Here is a 16,115-nt window from a genome sequence, read left to right on the forward strand (position 1 = left end):
AGGGCAGGTGAGGGCCGTGCGCGGCGGCCGGGGAACCCGATCGGGTTCCCCGGCCGCCGACCGGCCGACCGCATGCTTGCATACATAATCCGACGGCTCTTCGCCGTCGTCATGATGCTGCTCGTCGTCACCCTGGTGACGCTCAGCATCTTCTTCCTCATCCCCAAGCTGACCGGCAGTGACCCTGCCGCGATGTTCGTCGGCAAGCAGGCGGATCCGGCTGCCATCGAAGGCGTCCGTCAGAAGCTGGGCCTCGGCGATCCGATCCTGGTGCAGTTCTGGCACTTCGTCTCCGGGATCTTCGTCGGCCGCGACTACGTGGGCGGCGGCGACTCCATCCACTGCGCGGCGCCCTGCTTCGGCTACTCGTTCAAGACCGAGCAGGACGTCTGGTCCATGCTGGTCGACGCCTTCCCGATCACCCTGTCCATGGTCATCGGCGCGGCCGTGCTGTGGCTGGTCCTCGGCGTCTCCACGGGCGTCCTCTCCGCGCTCAAGCGGGGCACGATCGTCGACCGCGCGGCGATGATCACCGCGCTCGCCGGCGTCTCGCTCCCCATCTTCTTCACGGCCATGCTGGCGATGCTCGTCTTCCGCACCCAGCTCGGCTGGCTCGACGCCACGTACGTGCCGATCGGCGACTCCATCGGCGGCTGGTTCGGCGGCCTGATCCTCCCGTGGGTCACGCTCGCCTTCCTGTACGCGGCGATGTACGCGCGCCTCACCCGCGCCACCATGCTGGAGGTCCTCGGCGAGGACTACATCCGCACCGCGCGGGCCAAGGGCCTGCCGGAGCCGGTGGTGCTCGGCAAGCACGCGATGCGCTCCACCATGACCCCCATCCTGACCATCTTCGGCATGGACCTCGGCGCCCTCGTCGGCGGCGCGATCCTGACCGAGACCGCGTTCAACCTCCAGGGCCTCGGCTGGATGGCCATCAAGGGCGTGAGCGACCGCGACCTGCCGCTGATCATGGCCGTCACGCTCATCACCGCCGCCTGTGTCGTCCTCGCGAACCTCGTGGTGGACCTTATGTACGCAGTGATCGACCCCCGAGTGAGGCTGGCATGACCGACAAGCTGGCACGGACCGGCGCCGCCGTCGGCGAGCCGGTCGCCACCGGGAACGCGCCCTCCGACGCGTTCCTCGACGTCCGCGACCTGAAGATCCACTTCCCGACCGACGACGGCCTGGTGAAGTCGGTCGACGGCCTCACCTTCCAGCTGGAGAAGGGCAAGACCCTCGGCATCGTGGGCGAGTCCGGCTCCGGCAAGTCGGTCACCTCGCTCGGCATCATGGGCCTGCACACCGTCGGCCAGTACGGCCGGCAGAAGGCCCGCATCTCCGGCGAGATCTGGCTCAACGGCCGGGAGCTGCTCACCGCCGACGCGGACACCGTGCGGAAGATGCGCGGCCGCGAGATGGCGATGATCTTCCAGGACCCGCTGTCCGCGATGCACCCGTACTACACGGTCGGCCACCAGATCGTGGAGGCCTACCGGGTCCACCACAACGTCGACAAGAAGACCGCCCGCAGGCGGGCCGTCGAACTCCTCGACCGGGTGGGCATCCCCGAGCCGGCCAAGCGCTTCGACAACTACCCGCACGAGTTCTCCGGCGGTATGCGCCAGCGCGCGATGATCGCGATGGCGCTGGTCAACAACCCCGAGCTGCTCATCGCGGACGAGCCGACCACCGCGCTCGACGTGACCGTCCAGGCGCAGATCCTCGACCTGATGCGGGACCTGCAGAAGGAGTTCGGCTCCGCGGTCATCATCATCACGCACGACCTCGGCGTGGTCGCCGAGATCGCTGACGACATCCTCGTGATGTACGGCGGACGGTGCGTGGAGCGCGGCTCGGCCGAGGACGTCTTCTACGAGCCGAAGCACCCCTACACCTGGGGCCTGCTGGGCTCCATGCCGCGCATCGACCGGGAGCAGACCGAACGGCTCATCCCGGTCAAGGGCAACCCGCCCAGCCTCATCAACGTCCCCAGCGGCTGCGCCTTCAACCCGCGCTGCCCGTACGCGGACGTCCCCAAGGGCGGCATCACCCGGACCGTGCGCCCCGAGCTGACGGAGACCGGTTCCCGACACTTCTCGGCCTGCCACATGTCGCAGGAGGAGCGGAACCGGATCTGGACCGAAGAGATTGCGCCGAAGCTGTGAGCGAGACGACGGAACCCCTGCTGAAGGTCACCGGCCTGCAGAAGCACTTCCCCATCAAGAAGGGGCTGCTGCAGCGCCAGACCGGCGCCGTGAAGGCGGTCGACGGGATCGACTTCGAGGTCTATCCCGGAGAGACCCTCGGCGTGGTCGGCGAGTCCGGCTGCGGCAAGTCGACGATGGGCCGCCTGATCACCCGTCTCCTGGAACCGACCGGCGGGAAGATCGAGTTCGAGGGCACGGACATCTCGCACCTCGGCGTCGCGAAGATGCGCCCGCTGCGCCGCGACGTCCAGATGATCTTCCAGGACCCGTACGGTTCCCTGAACCCGCGCCACACGGTCGGCGCGATCGTCTCGGCCCCCTTCAAGCTGCAGGGCGTCGAGCCCGAGGGCGGCGTGAAGAAGGAGGTCCAGCGCCTCCTCGGCCTGGTCGGCCTCAACCCCGAGCACTACAACCGCTACCCGCACGAGTTCTCGGGCGGCCAGCGCCAGCGCATCGGCATCGCCCGCGCGCTCGCGCTCAAGCCCAAGCTGGTGGTCGCGGACGAGCCCGTCTCCGCCCTGGACGTCTCCATCCAGGCGCAGGTGGTCAACCTCCTGGACGACCTCCAGGAGGAGCTCGGCCTCACCTACGTGATCATCGCGCACGACCTGTCGGTCATCCGGCACGTGTCGGACCGCATCGCGGTCATGTACCTGGGCAAGGTCGTCGAGCTCGCCGACCGCAAGTCCCTGTACGAGAGCCCGATGCACCCGTACACCCGCGCGCTGATGTCCGCGGTCCCGATCCCGGACCCGCGCCGGCGGGGCCAGAAGACCGACCGCATCCTGCTCACCGGCGACGTCCCGTCGCCGATCGCCCCGCCGCCGGGCTGCCGCTTCCACACCCGCTGCTGGAAGGCGACGGAGCTGTGCAAGACCCAGGAGCCCCCGCTCCTGGAGCTGCGGCCGGGCCAGCGCGTGGCCTGCCACCACCCGGAGAACGCGGACGGCCTGAGCGTCCCCGCGGCGCGCGAGTCGGTGGAGGTCGCCATCACGAAGAAGCCGGAGGCGACCGCCCCGGAGGAGACCGCCCCCGAGCCGGACGCGACGGACGAGGCGACGCCAGAGTCCTGAAGCCGTCACGAGGCCCCCACGGCCCGCCCGGGCCGTGGGGGCCTCGTGCCCATGTCAGGCCCGCCCGGGAACAAGCGGCACAATTGGGCGGTGCTCCACGATCTGTTCAATCCCTCCGTCCAGCACGCCCTGGACCTCATCGGCATCTTCGTCTTCGCGATCTCCGGCGCCCTCCTGGCCGTACGCAAGAACTTCGACGTCTTCGGCATCGCGGTCCTCGCCGAGGCGACGGCGCTGGGCGGCGGCATCGTCCGCGACCTGATCATCGGCGCGGTGCCCCCGGCGGCCTTCACGGACCTCGGCTACTTCCTGATGCCCCTGGTCGCGAGCGGCCTGGTCTTCTTCCTGCACCCCGAGGTGGAGCGCACCCAGACCGCGGTTAACGTCTTCGACGCGGCGGGCCTCGGACTCTTCTGTGTCACGGGCACCACCAAGGCGTACGACTACGGCCTCGGCCTGACCTCCTCCGCGGCGCTCGGCCTGGTGACGGCCGTCGGCGGCGGTGTGCTGCGCGACGTGCTGGCCAACGAGGTGCCGTCGCTGCTGCGCTGGGACCGCGACCTGTACGCCGTGCCGGCGATGGTGGGCGCCACGATGGTGGTGCTCTGCATCCGCTTCGACGCGCTCAACGTGTTCACGAGCAGCGCGGCCGTGCTCACCGCGTTCGTGCTGCGCCTCCTGGCGATGCGCTATCACTGGCGGGCGCCGCGCGCCTGGAACCGGCGCTCCTCCGCCCGCGAGGAACCCGAAAAAGCTACCGCTCAGTAGCTAAATCCTGTACGGTCGCCGCCATGAGCACGAGCATCGAGGCGACGAGCGAGTTCGACCGCGACACGGCCGTCACCCTGCGCGCCCCGGGCGTCTACGACGCCGAACTCTCCGCGGGCTGGACGATCATCCAGGCGGTCAACGGCGGCTACCTGCTCGCCCTCCTCGGTCGCGCCCTCGGCGACCACCTGCCCCACCCGGACCCGTTCACGATCTCGGCGCACTACCTGACGCCGTCCGTGCCGGGCCCGGCGGTCATCCGCACCGAGACGGTCCGCACCGGCCGCACCCTCTCCACCGGCCAGGCCTCCCTCTTCCAGTACGCGGAGGACGGCACCGAGGTCGAGCGCATCCGCGTGCTGGCCTCCTACGGCGACCTGGACCAGCTCCCCGCCGAGGTCCGCACCACGGCGACCCCGCCGGCCATGGCCCCCATCGACCAGTGCTTCGGCGCCTCGGACGGCCCGACCCCCCAGATCCCCGGCTCCTCGGCGATCACGGAGCGCCTGGACATCCGCCTGGACCCGGCCTGCGTGGGCTGGGCGATCGGCGCGCCCTCCGGCAAGGGCGAGATGCGCGCCTGGTTCGGCCTGGCCGACGCCCGCGACCCGGACCCGCTCTCCCTCCTCCTCACGGTCGACGCGCTGCCGCCGACCTCCTTCGAGCTGGGCCTCAAGGGCTGGACCCCCACGGTGGAGCTCACGACCCACGTCCGCTGCCGCCCGGCCCCCGGCCCGCTGCGCGTCTCCATCACCACCCGCAACCTGGCGGGCGGCTTCCTGGAGGAGGACGCGGAGGTCTGGGACTCGGCCGACCGCCTGGTGGCCCAGTCCCGCCAGCTGGCGAGGGCCCCCCGGGGCTGACCGGACACCCGACGACGGCGGGGAGGGCGGCGGGGCCGGAGCGGGGGTGGGGGTGTCCGGACGTGGCGGCGCCCGTGACGAGCGAAGCGAAGTGAAGGTCGCGGTCCGGACACCCCCACCCCCGCGGAGGTTCCGGCGCCCGTGGAGGCACGGGTCTCGGGGCGAAGGCCCCCTGAGGGGAAGCCCCGGACGGGATCAAGGGCGAAGGCGAGGCCACGCCGAGCGGAAGCCGAGCGGCGGGATAAGAGCGCCACAAACAGGCCACACGACGGCCCGCCCCACCCGGCCTCGTAGAATCGACCCACCATGGCTTACCTCGACCACGCGGCGACCACGCCCATGCTCCCCGAGGCGATCGAGGCGATGACCGCCCAGCTCGCCGTCACGGGCAACGCCTCCTCGCTGCACGCCGCAGGCCGGCGCGCCCGGCGGACCGTCGAGGAGGCCCGCGAGACGCTCGCGAGCGCGCTCGGCGCCCGCCCCAGCGAGGTCGTCTTCACCTCGGGCGGCACCGAGGCCGACAACCTCGCCGTCAAGGGCCTCTACTGGGCCCGCCGCGCCGCCGACCCGCGCCGCACCCGCGTCCTGTCGAGCCCGGTCGAGCACCACGCCGTGCTGGACGCCGTCGACTGGCTGGCCACCCACGAGGGCGCCACGGTCGAGTACCTCCCGGTGGACCGGTACGGCCGGGTGCACCCCGAGGCCCTGCGCGAGGCCGTCGCCCGCGACCCCGGCTCCGTCGCGCTCGCCACCGTGATGTGGGCGAACAACGAGATCGGCACGGTCATGCCGGTCCGCGAACTGGCGGACGTGGCGGCCGAGTTCGGCGTGCCGCTGCACGCCGACGCGGTCCAGGCCTTCGGTCAGGTCCCGGTCGACTTCGCCGCCTCCGGCCTCGCCGCGATGACGGTCTCGGGCCACAAGATCGGCGGCCCGTACGGCATCGGCGCCCTGCTCCTGGGCCGTGAGTACACCCCGGTCCCGGTCCTGCACGGCGGCGGCCAGGAGCGCCACGTCCGCTCCGGCACCCTCGACGTACCGGCCATCGCGGCCTTCGCCGTGGCCGGACGCCTCGCGGCGGAGGGCCGCGAGGAGTTCGCCCGCACGGTGGGCGCCCTGCGCGACGAGCTGGTCACGGCGGTCCGGACGGCCGTCCCGGACGCGCTGCTCGGCGGCGACCCGGACGACCGCCTCCCGGCCAACGCGCACTTCACCTTCCCCGGCTGCGAGGGCGACTCCCTGCTCCTCCTCCTGGACGCCGCCGGCATCGAGTGCTCGACGGGCTCGGCCTGCACGGCGGGCATCGCGCAGCCGAGCCACGTGCTGCTCGCGACGGGCACGGACCCGGACCTGGCCCGCGGCACCCTCCGCTTCACGCTCGGCCACACCTCCACCAAGGAGGACGTGACGGCGGTGGCGGAGGCGATCGGCCCGGCCGTGGAACGCGCGAGGACCGCCGGCCTCAGCTGACCGGGGCGGGCGTCCGGTCGAGCCGCGCCCGCTCCTTCCGCACGAGCCCCAGGTACCGCTCCCAGTCCCAGTGCGGGCCGGGGTCGGTGTGGTCGGTCCCGGGCACCTCGACGTGCCCGATGACGTGCTTCCGGTCGACGGGTATCCCGTACCGCCGGCAGATGTCGGCCGTCAGCCGCGCCGACGCCGCGTACATCGCCGCCGTGAAGTCCTCGGGCCGGTCGACGAAGCCCTCGTGCTCGATGCCGATGCTGCGCTCGTTCATGTCCCGGTTGCCCGCGTGGTAGGCGACGTCGAGCTCGCGGACCATCTGCGCGATGTGCCCGTCCTTGCGCACCACGTAGTGCGCGGCGGCGGCGTGCGAGGGGTCCTTGAAGACCTTCACCGCCGAGGCGTAGCTGCCCTGCACGACATGGATCACGACCCGGTCGACGGCGTAGTCGCCCGGCCGGTCGGCCCGCCGCCAGTTGTAGTCGGACGCCGCGGTCCACTCGGCGCCCTTGTGATCGAGCTCGCCCTCGGTCCGCCGCCGCTCGGTCCCCGGCAGCCGCCACCACAGCCGGGCCAGCTCGTCCCGGGCGAGCACGGCGGTGCCGGCGACGGCGACCCCGCCCCCGATCAGGAACGCCCGCCGCGAGGTCCCGCCCTTCCCGCTCTTCCGACCCTTCCCACCCGTCCCGCCCTTCACGCTCTTCGCACCCTTGCCACTCGTCCCGCTGTTCCGATTCCCCTGCTTCCCCATATGACCGAGAACGCTTACTCCGGCGACCACGGTTCCCCGGCCCCGTACCCTGGTAGGGCTATGACTCAGACCCCGCAGCAGCGCCCCCTCCGTGTCCTCGCCGCCATGTCCGGCGGGGTCGACTCCGCCGTCGCCGCCGCCCGCGCCGTCGAGGCGGGCCACGACGTCACCGGCGTGCACCTCGCCCTGTCCGCGAACCCGCAGTCGTTCCGCACCGGTGCGCGGGGCTGTTGCACCATCGAGGACTCCCGCGACGCCCGCCGCGCGGCGGACGTCATCGGCATCCCCTTCTACGTGTGGGACCTGGCCGAGCGCTTCCGCGAGGACGTCGTGGACGACTTCGTCGCCGAGTACGAGGCGGGCCGCACGCCCAACCCGTGCCTGCGCTGCAACGAGAAGATCAAGTTCGCGGCGCTCCTCGACAAGGCCCTCGCCCTCGGCTTCGACGCCGTGTGCACCGGCCACTACGCGACGGTGCTGGTGCGCGAGGACGGCACGCGCGAGCTGCACCGGGCCTCGGACATGGCCAAGGACCAGTCGTACGTCCTGGGCGTCCTCGACGAGAAGCAACTGGCGCACGCCATGTTCCCGCTCGGCGACACCCTGACCACCAAGGACGAGATCCGCGCGGAGGCGGAGCGGCGCGGCCTGGCCGTCGCGAAGAAGCCCGACAGCCACGACATCTGCTTCATCGCGGACGGCGACACGCAGGGCTTCCTCGCGGCCCGCCTGGGCAAGGCGGAGGGCGACATCGTCGACGAGTCGGGGGCCAGGATCGGCACCCACGAGGGCGCGTACGGCTTCACGATCGGCCAGCGCAAGGGCCTGCGCATCGGGCACCCCGCCGCGGACGGCAAGCCCCGCTACGTCCTCGACATCTCCCCGGTGAACAACACGGTCACCGTCGGCCCCGCCGAGTCCCTGGACGTCACGGGCCTCACCGCGATCAAGCCCCGCTGGTGCGGCACGCCCCCCGAGGGCCCCGGCCGCTACACCGCCCAGCTCCGCGCGCACGGCGGCGAGACGCCGGTGAACGCGGAGATGCGGGACGGCGAGCTGACGGTCGCCTTCGACCAGCCGGTCCGGGGCGTGGCCCCCGGCCAGGCGATCGTCCTGTACGACGACACCCGCGTGGTGGGCTCGGCGACGATCGCGACGACGGTCCGGGCGACCGCGGCACGACAGACGGCCTGACCGCCGGGCCGCCGCGCCGATCGGTCCGATCAGCGCGACCGGTCCGGTGGTTCAGCCCCCCACAGCGGCCCCGTCGCGCCCGTCGCCCCCTACGGCCCCGTCGACGCCGAGGACCTCCTCCAGGAACTCCGCCAGCACCGGCGCGAGCACATGCGGCGCCACCTCGTCCGTCTGCCCCGTGAGCGTGCGGTGCCGGCCGCGGGGGACGGCCGCGGCGACCGTACGGGCCGCCCGGCGCGTCCCGGCGGGGCTGGAGCCGCCGTCGATCACGAGGACGCGGGCCAGGACCCGGCCGAGTCCGTCGGCGGCCCCGTCGGTGTACGGCGGCTCGTACACCGACACCGCCCCGACCGGCACCCCGGCCGCCGCGGCGGCGAGCGCCAGCCCCCCGCCGGAGGCCGTGCCGTGCACGGCCGCGGCCCCGCCCACCGCGTCCACGACCAGCGCGAGGTCCCCGATCTCGCGCTCGACCGGACCCGCCCCGCCCCTCCGCTCGTAGACGACGACCGGGAAGCGCCGGGCGAGCAGCCCGGCCAGCACCCGCTCGCCGCCGCCCTCCCCGGGGCCCCCGCCCACCAGGATCACCGGCGGCCCGTCTCCGTACCGCTCGTAGGGGATCCGCGTCCCGTCCTGCGCCGTGACCAGGCCCGGGGCCCGGCCCGCCGTGAAGCACACCTCGTCCATGGAAGCTCAGACCGGGACGGCTCCCGGAACTCATCGCTCCCCGGCGGAACTTCCGGGAAAAATCTCGAAGCCGTCGCGAAGGCCTACCGTGGGGCCCATGAACATCTGCGTCTTCCTCTCCGCCGCCGACCTCGACGAGCGCTACACGGCCCCCGCCCGCGACTTCGCCACCCGCCTCGGCAAGGCCGGTCACACCCTGGTCTGGGGCGGCTCCGACACGGGCCTGATGAAGGTCGTCGCGGACGGTGTCGAGGAGGCGGGCGGGCGCCTGGTCGGCGTCTCGGTCGACTTCCTCGCCGCGAAGGCCCGCCCCCGCGCGGACGAGATGGTCGTCACGAAGGACCTCGCCGAGCGCAAGGCGCTGCTGCTCGCCAAGTGCGACGCGATCGTCGTCATGGTCGGGGGCACCGGCACCCTCGACGAGGCCACCGAGATCCTGGAGCTGAAGAAGCACGGCAAGCACACCAAGCCGGTCGTGCTGCTCAACACCGCGGGCTTCTACGACGGCCTCAAGGCGCAGTTCCGCCGCATGGAGGAGGAGAACTTCCTTCCTCTGCCGCTCGCCGACCTGGTCTTCTTCGCGGAGGACGGGGCGGCCGCACTGGGGTATCTGGAGGAGGCCGTGGGCTCGCGCGGATGATGCGAGCATGGGCCCCATGGCAACTCATGTGATCACCGGAGCGGGCTCCGGCATCGGCGCCGCCGTCGCGCGGCGGCTGCACGCGCGCGGGGACGAGCTCGTGCTGCACGCGCGGGACGCGGGGCGGGCGAAGGAGCTGGCGGCCGAGTTCCCTGGGGCCCGGACGCTCGTCGGGGACCTCGCGGACCCGGACCGGCTGTCCTGGGCGTTCTCGCACCAGACCCTGCCCGAGCGCGTCGACACCCTGCTGCACATCGCGGGCGTCGTCGACCTGGGACCGGTCGGTGAGCTCACCCCCAAGACCTGGCACCACCAGCTCAACGTCAACCTGGTCGCCCCCGCCGAGCTGACCCGCCACTTCCTGCCCCAACTGCGGGTCACCAAGGGCCACGTCGTCTTCGTGAACTCGGGCGCCGGCCTCAACGCGCACGCCGAGTGGAGCGCGTACGCCGCCTCCAAGCACGGCCTCAGGGCGCTCGCGGACTCCCTGCGCCACGAGGAGCACGACAACGGGGTCCGGGTCACCTCCGTGTACCCGGGGCGCACGGCCAGCCCCATGCAGGCGAAGGTGCACCAGCAGGAGGGCAAGGAGTACGACGCCGACCGCTGGATCGACCCCGAGTCGGTGGCGACCACCATCGTCATGGCGATCGACCTGCCGCGCGACGCCGAGGTCAACGACCTGTCGGTCCGCCCGGGGCGCTGAGCCGATGACGGGGGGCGGGACGGCGGGGAGCGACCCGACCGCCGGGGGCGGTGCGGTGGCGCACGACCCGGCCACAGGGGGTGGTGCGGTGGCGCACGACCCGGCCACAGGGGGTGGTGCGGTGGCGCACGACCCGGCCACAGGGGGTGGTGCGGTGGCGCACGACCCGGCCACAGGGGGTGGTGCCGTGGCGCACGACCCGGCCACAGGGGGCGGTGCCGTGGCGCACGACCCGGCCACAAGGGGCGGTGCCGTGGCGCACGACCCGACCACAAGGGGCGGTGCGGTGGCGCACAACTCGGTCACCGGCGGGACGCACGGCACCGTCGTCCAGGCCGGGCACATCGAGCACCTCGTCGTGCAGCAGGGCCCGCCCCCGGCCGACGAGGTCACCGTCGCCCCGCCCTGGGGACGCCGGGGCACCCCGCTCCGAGGACGGGACGAACTGCTCGCCCGGCTCCGGACGGCCCACGGCACGCACGTGCTGTACGGCCTCGGGGGCGTCGGCAAGACCAGCCTCGCCCTGGAGGCCGCGCGTGGCTTCGCGGCCGGGGGTGCGCCCGTGTGGTGGGTCGCCGCCCAGGACTCGGGCCGGCTCGCGGGCGGGTTGCGCGCGGTCGCCCGCCGGGTGGGCCTGCGGGAGGACGAACTCGCCGCGGGGCAGACCGCCGACCTGCTGTGGGAGCGCCTCGGCGCCCTGCCGGGCCCTTGGCTGCTCGTCGTCGACAACGCGGACGAGCTCGCCCTGCTCGACGGACCGGGCTCCCTGGCCGCCGGTACGGGCTGGGTGCGGATCCCGGCGGGCGCGGGCGGGCTCGTGCTCGTCACCACCCGGGACGGAGACCTGGCCGCCTGGGGCGCGGGGCCCGCGCTGCACCCGCTGGGCGCGCTGCCGGGGGAGGAGGGCGCCCGGGTCCTCGCGGACCGGGCGGGGGAGGAGGCCGGTCCCATGGCGGACGCCGAGCCGCTCGCCGTGCGCCTGGGCGGCCTGCCTCTCGCCCTGGACAGCGCGGGGCGCTATCTCGCCTCCGTCACCGAACGCCCCGCCTTCCTCCGTACACCCGGCGAACCCGCCACGTACGGGGCCTATCTCGCCGCCCTCGGCACCGGCGACCTAGCGGTCGACGGCGACGGCACCCTGGCCCGCATATGGGCCATGTCCCTGCGGCTGCTGCGCGACCGGGGCCACGCCCACGCCGAGGAGCTGCTGCGGGTCCTGGCCGGGTTCGCCGACGCGCCCGTACCGCTGCGGGTGTTCGCGCCGGAGCGGCTCACGATCCCGCCCGGCGAGCTGTGGAGCTGCCTCCAGGCCCTGGACCTGCTGGGCCTCGTGTCCCTGCGCGCGGACGGCGAGCCGGTGGTGATGCTGCACCCGCTGGTGCGGGACGCGTACCGGGGCGAGCGGGAGCGGCTGTCGGCGGAGCTGGCGGTGCGCGTCGAGGACCCCAAGGCGCTGGTGCCGCTGTGGCCGCTGCTCGTCCCGCACCTACTGGACGACCTCGGGCCGGGCGTGGACGAGACGGGCTGGACGGGCGCCGTCCGCGCGGTGCGGTCGCTGAGCGCGCGGGGCCTGGTCCTGGAGGCCGTCGAACGGGGTCTCGCCGTCCACGAGGGCGCGGCGCGCCACCTGCCGGCGGGCCATCGCACCGTGCTCGCGGCGGGCTGCGAGTACGGGGACGCCCTGCTGGCCTCCGGGCGCGAGGACGAGGCCCTGCACGTGCTCGACCGGCTCATCGAGGAGTCGGCCGCGGCGGCCGGGTCCGACGAGCTGCTCGTGGTGCGGGCCCGGAACCTGCGGGGCGTGGCCCTGCACCAGTGCGGCGATCTCGAAGCCGCCCGGGCCGAGTTCACCGCCCTGATCGAGGGCGAGTCCCGACTCCTGGGGGACGACGACCAGCAGGCCCTGGCGGCCCGCGCCAACCTGGCCATGATCCTCGCGCAGCTCCACCGGACCGAGGACGCCCTGGCGGAGATGGACATCGTGCTGGCCGCGGGGACCCGGCTGCTCGGTCCCGACGACCGGGACACGCTCACGACCCGGATGAACCGGGCGTGGATCCTGCGGGAGCTCGGCGAAGCGGAGACCGCCCGCGAGGAGGCGGAAGCCGTCGTCGAGGCCCGGGGCCGGCGCTTCGGCCCCGACCATCCGGACACCCTCGCCGCCCGCTTCAACCTCGCCACCATGCTCGACCCCGCGACCGCCCACGCCGAACTCGCCGCCGTCCTGGACGCCCGTACCCGCGTCCTCGGCCTCGACAACCCCGTCACCGTCGCCACCCGCGAGGCCCTGGAGCGTACGCGACGTACGCTTCCCGGGTGAGCGAGAAGAGCGACAAGAGCGCATTCCCCTGGGCCGCCGCCACCGGAGTCGGGTCCATGCCCGGCGGTGACGCCCGTGAGGCCGCCAAGACCGTCACCGGGTCCTTCGAGGACTTCCCGTTCCTGGCGGAGCTGCCCGCGCGGGGGCCCGGCGCGGACATGATCGGGCGGACGGCGGGGATGCTCGTCGAGCTGTACGCGCACGTGGAGCCGAGCGGCTGGCGGATCAGCGACCGGCCGGGGCGCGACACCCGGCGGGCCAGGTCCTGGCTGCGGGAGGACCTCGACGCCCTGGAGGAGTTCACCCAGGGGTACGAGGGGCCGCTCAAGGTGCAGGCGGTGGGGCCGTGGACGCTCGCCGCGGCGCTTGAACTGCGGGGCGGCGAGGCGATGCTCGGGGATCCGGGGGCCGTACGGGACCTGGCGGGCTCGCTCGCGGAGGGGCTGCGCGGGCACCTCGCCGAGGTGCGCAGGCGCGTCCCGGGCGCGCGGCTGGTGCTCCAGTTCGACGAGCCGTCCCTGACGTCGGTGCTGCTCGGCCAGGTCCGCACCGCCAGCGGCTACCGCACCTACCGGGCCGTCGACCGGCAGGTCGTGGAGGGCACGCTGCGCGAGGTGATGGAGGCGCACGACGGTCCGGTGGTCGTGCACTCCTGCGCTCCCGGCGTGCCGTTCGGGCTGCTGCGGCGGGCCGGGGCGGCCGGCGTCTCGTTCGACTTCGGGCTGCTCACCGAGCGTGACGAGGAGCCGATCGGCGAGGCGGTGGAGGGCGGGACCGTGCTCTTCGCCGGTGTGGTGCCGTCGACGGACCCGGCCTCGGGGGCATTGTCGGACCCGGGCGGTAGCGTCATGGGTGTCAGGACGTTGTGGCGCAGGCTGGGGCTGAATCCGGGGACTCTCACGGAGTCCGTGGTGGTCACCCCGACCTGTGGTCTCGCGGGCGCCTCCCCGGAGTACGCCCGTAAGGCGCTCGCCCACTGCGCCAGGGCGGCGAGATCGCTCGCGGACAACCCAGAGTGACCGGGGTGACCGGGTTTCAGGCATCGGGAGGACGAGGAACGGTGGCAGTCGAACAGGGGGCCCCCGCCGAGGCGCGGGAGAAGCACGCCGAGCTGGCGGAGCAGGTCGAGGAGCACCGCTTCCGGTACTACGTGAAGGACCAGCCGGTCGTCAGCGACGCGGAGTTCGACCGGCTCCTGCGGGCCCTGGAGGCCCTGGAGGAGCAGTATCCGGAGCTGCGGACGCCGGACTCGCCGACCCAGAAGGTCGCCGGGTCGTACGAGACGGAGTTCACCTCCGTGGAGCACCGCGAGCGGATGCTCTCGCTGGACAACGCGTTCGACGACGAGGAGCTGGCCGCCTGGGCCGAGCGCGTCGGCCGGGACGTCGGCACCTCCGACTTCCACTACCTGTGCGAGCTGAAGGTCGACGGCCTGGCCGTGAACCTGACGTACGAGCACGGCCGGCTGACCCGCGCGGCGACCCGCGGCGACGGCCGCACCGGCGAGGACATCACGCCGAACGTGCGGACCATCGCGGACGTCCCGGACCGGCTGCACGGCGACCGCGTCCCGGCGCTCGTGGAGATCCGCGGCGAGGTCTACTTCCCGATGGAGGCCTTCGAGGGGCTGAACGCGCGGCTGGTCGAGGCGGGCGACAAGCCCTTCGCCAATCCGCGCAACGCGGCGGCGGGTTCGCTGCGCCAGAAGGACCCGAAGGTGACGGCCACCCGCCCGCTGCACATGGTGGTGCACGGCATCGGCGCCCGCGACGGCTTCGACATCGACAACCTGTCGCACGCCTACGAGCTGCTGCGCGAGTGGGGCCTGCCCACCGCCCGGCACAACCGGGTGGTCGACTCGCTGGGCGGCGTACGGGAGTTCATCGCGTACTTCGGTGAGAACCGGCACTCGGTGGAGCACGAGATCGACGGGGTCGTCGTCAAGCTGGACGAGATCCCGCTCCAGGGCCGGCTCGGTTCCACGGCCCGTGCCCCGCGCTGGGCGATCGCCTGGAAGTACGCGCCGGAGGAGGTCAACACCAAGCTGGTCGACATCAAGGTCGGCGTCGGCCGCACCGGGCGCGTCACGCCGTACGCGCAGGTGGAGCCGGTGACGGTGGCCGGTTCCGAGGTCGAGTTCGCCACCCTGCACAACCAGGAGGTGGTGAAGGCCAAGGGCGTGCTGATCGGCGACACGGTCGTGCTGCGCAAGGCCGGCGACGTCATCCCCGAGATCCTGGGCCCGGTGGCGGACCTGCGGGACGGCAGCGAGCGCGAGTTCGTGATGCCGGCCGAGTGCCCGGAGTGCGGCACGGCGCTGAAGCCGATGAAGGAGGGGGACATCGATCTGCGCTGCCCCAACGCGCGGACGTGCCCCGCCCAGCTGCGGGAGCGGCTGTTCTTCCTGGCCGGCCGCCAGTGCCTGGACATCGAGAACTTCGGCGCGGTCGCGGCGGCGGCCCTCACCCGTCCGCTGGAGCCGGCCCGGCCGCCGCTGCTCGACGAGGGCGATCTGTTCGACCTGACGATCGAGCAGCTGCTGCCGATCAAGGCGTACGTCCTCGACCCGGACAGCGGGCTGCCCAAGCGGGACCCGAAGACGGGCGAGGAGAAGATCGTCACGGTCTTCGCCAACCAGAAGGGCGAGCCGAAGAAGAACGCGCTGGCGATGCTGGAGAACATCGCCGCGGCGAAGACGCGCCCGCTGGCCCGCTTCATCAACGGCCTGTCGATCCGTCACGTCGGCCCGGTGGCGGCCGAGGCGCTGGCCCGCGAGTTCCGTTCGCTGGAGCGGATCGAGCAGGCGACCGAGGAGGAGCTGGCCGCGGTCGACGGGGTCGGCGGGATCATCGCGACGGCGGTGAAGCAGTGGTTCGCCGAGGAGTGGCACCAGGAGATCGTGCGCAAGTGGCGTGCGGCCGGGGTGAGTCTGGAGGACGAGGGCGCCGGCGAGGAGATCGGGCCGCGTCCGCTCGACGGGCTGACGGTGGTCGTGACGGGCACCCTGCAGAACTTCACCAGGGATGGCGCAAAAGAGTCGCTCCAAGCCGGTGGAGCGAAGGTGACTGGTTCCGTTTCGAAGAAGACCGCCTTTGTCGTTGTGGGGGACAACCCGGGCTCGAAGTACGACAAGGCGATGCAGCTGAAGGTTCCGGTTCTGAACGAGGAGGGCTTCGCCGTCCTGCTCGAACAGGGTCCCGAGGCAGCTCGGGAGGTGGCCCTCCCGGTCGTCGAGTAGTCCCCCGACAGGCCGCGGAGGCTCACCCGTTCGGCGCATACCAGATCGTTACGGGTGGCCGGGTCGCATTCGGGCAAGAGATGGAGAGCGCTGCCCGTCGGAGCCCTCCGCGGCCTAGTGTGGTGACCGTGCGTCCGTCGCGCACGGCTGTGTGAGGGCCCTGCCGGACGCGGGAGCAGGACACGCGGTACGACGAGCGACGGC

Annotated in this window: 14 protein-coding genes; 12 read left to right on the forward strand and 2 right to left on the reverse strand. The window is 73.0% G+C overall.

Annotated elements, in window-relative coordinates:
* Window positions 1–72 precede the first annotated feature (72 nt).
* The 6 genes from OG309_RS26565 (at window position 73) to OG309_RS26590 (ending at window position 6,387) form a co-directional block, all read left to right on the forward strand.
* Window positions 73–1,071: an ABC transporter permease gene (locus OG309_RS26565; protein WP_329424430.1), complete on the forward strand. Its 999-nt coding sequence runs from the start codon at window positions 73–75 to the stop codon at window positions 1,069–1,071.
* Window positions 1,068–2,171 (forward strand): ABC transporter ATP-binding protein, encoded by a 1,104-nt coding sequence (locus OG309_RS26570; RefSeq protein ID WP_329424431.1) that lies wholly within the window; start codon window positions 1,068–1,070, stop codon window positions 2,169–2,171. The genes OG309_RS26565 and OG309_RS26570 overlap by 4 nt, the downstream gene beginning before the upstream one ends.
* Window positions 2,141–3,286, forward strand: a complete 1,146-nt coding sequence (locus OG309_RS26575) for an ABC transporter ATP-binding protein (RefSeq protein ID WP_443067643.1) — start codon at window positions 2,141–2,143, stop codon at window positions 3,284–3,286. The genes OG309_RS26570 and OG309_RS26575 overlap by 31 nt, the downstream gene beginning before the upstream one ends.
* A 90-nt stretch (window positions 3,287–3,376) precedes the next feature.
* Window positions 3,377–4,054 carry a trimeric intracellular cation channel family protein gene (locus OG309_RS26580; protein ID WP_329424435.1) on the forward strand — a complete coding sequence of 226 codons (678 nt, stop codon included), beginning with the start codon at window positions 3,377–3,379 and terminating at the stop codon, window positions 4,052–4,054.
* 23 nt (window positions 4,055–4,077) lie between these two features.
* A complete protein-coding gene (locus OG309_RS26585) occupies window positions 4,078–4,917 on the forward strand; it encodes a thioesterase family protein (protein ID WP_329424437.1) in 840 nt (279 codons plus the stop codon).
* A 306-nt stretch (window positions 4,918–5,223) separates the two neighbouring features.
* Window positions 5,224–6,387: a cysteine desulfurase family protein gene (locus OG309_RS26590; RefSeq protein WP_329424439.1), complete on the forward strand. Its 1,164-nt coding sequence runs from the start codon at window positions 5,224–5,226 to the stop codon at window positions 6,385–6,387.
* On the opposite strand, the gene OG309_RS26595 is transcribed toward OG309_RS26590, so the two are convergent.
* Window positions 6,380–7,129 (reverse strand): N-acetylmuramoyl-L-alanine amidase, encoded by a 750-nt coding sequence (locus OG309_RS26595; protein WP_329424440.1) that lies wholly within the window; start codon window positions 7,127–7,129, stop codon window positions 6,380–6,382. The genes OG309_RS26590 and OG309_RS26595 overlap by 8 nt on opposite strands.
* 60 nt (window positions 7,130–7,189) lie before the next feature.
* Between OG309_RS26595 and mnmA the strand changes: the two genes are divergently transcribed.
* Complete coding sequence (gene mnmA / locus OG309_RS26600; protein ID WP_329424443.1) at window positions 7,190–8,323, forward strand: tRNA 2-thiouridine(34) synthase MnmA; 1,134 nt, start codon at window positions 7,190–7,192, stop codon at window positions 8,321–8,323.
* A gap of 51 nt (window positions 8,324–8,374) precedes the next feature.
* Here the strand turns inward: mnmA and OG309_RS26605 are convergent, their stop codons facing one another.
* The gene (locus tag OG309_RS26605) at window positions 8,375–9,007 is read right to left on the reverse strand and encodes an alpha/beta hydrolase (RefSeq protein ID WP_329424444.1); all 633 of its coding nucleotides are present in this window, start codon (window positions 9,005–9,007) and stop codon (window positions 8,375–8,377) included.
* Window positions 9,008–9,104: 97 nt separating this feature from the next.
* Here OG309_RS26605 and OG309_RS26610 point away from each other — a divergent pair, with 97 nt between their 5' ends.
* The 5 genes from OG309_RS26610 to ligA all read left to right on the forward strand — a co-directional run bounded on the left by OG309_RS26610 (window position 9,105) and on the right by ligA (window position 15,911).
* The gene (locus OG309_RS26610; RefSeq protein ID WP_329424445.1) at window positions 9,105–9,647 is read left to right on the forward strand and encodes a TIGR00730 family Rossman fold protein; all 543 of its coding nucleotides are present in this window, start codon (window positions 9,105–9,107) and stop codon (window positions 9,645–9,647) included.
* Between the two features lie 7 nt (window positions 9,648–9,654).
* The gene (locus OG309_RS26615) at window positions 9,655–10,353 is read left to right on the forward strand and encodes an SDR family oxidoreductase (RefSeq protein WP_329424446.1); all 699 of its coding nucleotides are present in this window, start codon (window positions 9,655–9,657) and stop codon (window positions 10,351–10,353) included.
* Window positions 10,354–10,606: 253 nt separating this feature from the next.
* The gene (locus OG309_RS26620) at window positions 10,607–12,673 is read left to right on the forward strand and encodes a tetratricopeptide repeat protein (RefSeq protein ID WP_329424448.1); all 2,067 of its coding nucleotides are present in this window, start codon (window positions 10,607–10,609) and stop codon (window positions 12,671–12,673) included.
* Window positions 12,670–13,692 (forward strand): methionine synthase, encoded by a 1,023-nt coding sequence (locus OG309_RS26625; protein ID WP_329424450.1) that lies wholly within the window; start codon window positions 12,670–12,672, stop codon window positions 13,690–13,692. The genes OG309_RS26620 and OG309_RS26625 overlap by 4 nt, the downstream gene beginning before the upstream one ends.
* Window positions 13,693–13,733: 41 nt before the next feature.
* Window positions 13,734–15,911 (forward strand): NAD-dependent DNA ligase LigA, encoded by a 2,178-nt coding sequence (gene ligA / locus OG309_RS26630; protein WP_329424452.1) that lies wholly within the window; start codon window positions 13,734–13,736, stop codon window positions 15,909–15,911.
* Window positions 15,912–16,115: the final 204 nt, after the last annotated feature.

Source organism: Streptomyces sp. NBC_01268 (assembly GCF_036240795.1).
Lineage (GTDB): Bacteria > Actinomycetota > Actinomycetes > Streptomycetales > Streptomycetaceae > Streptomyces.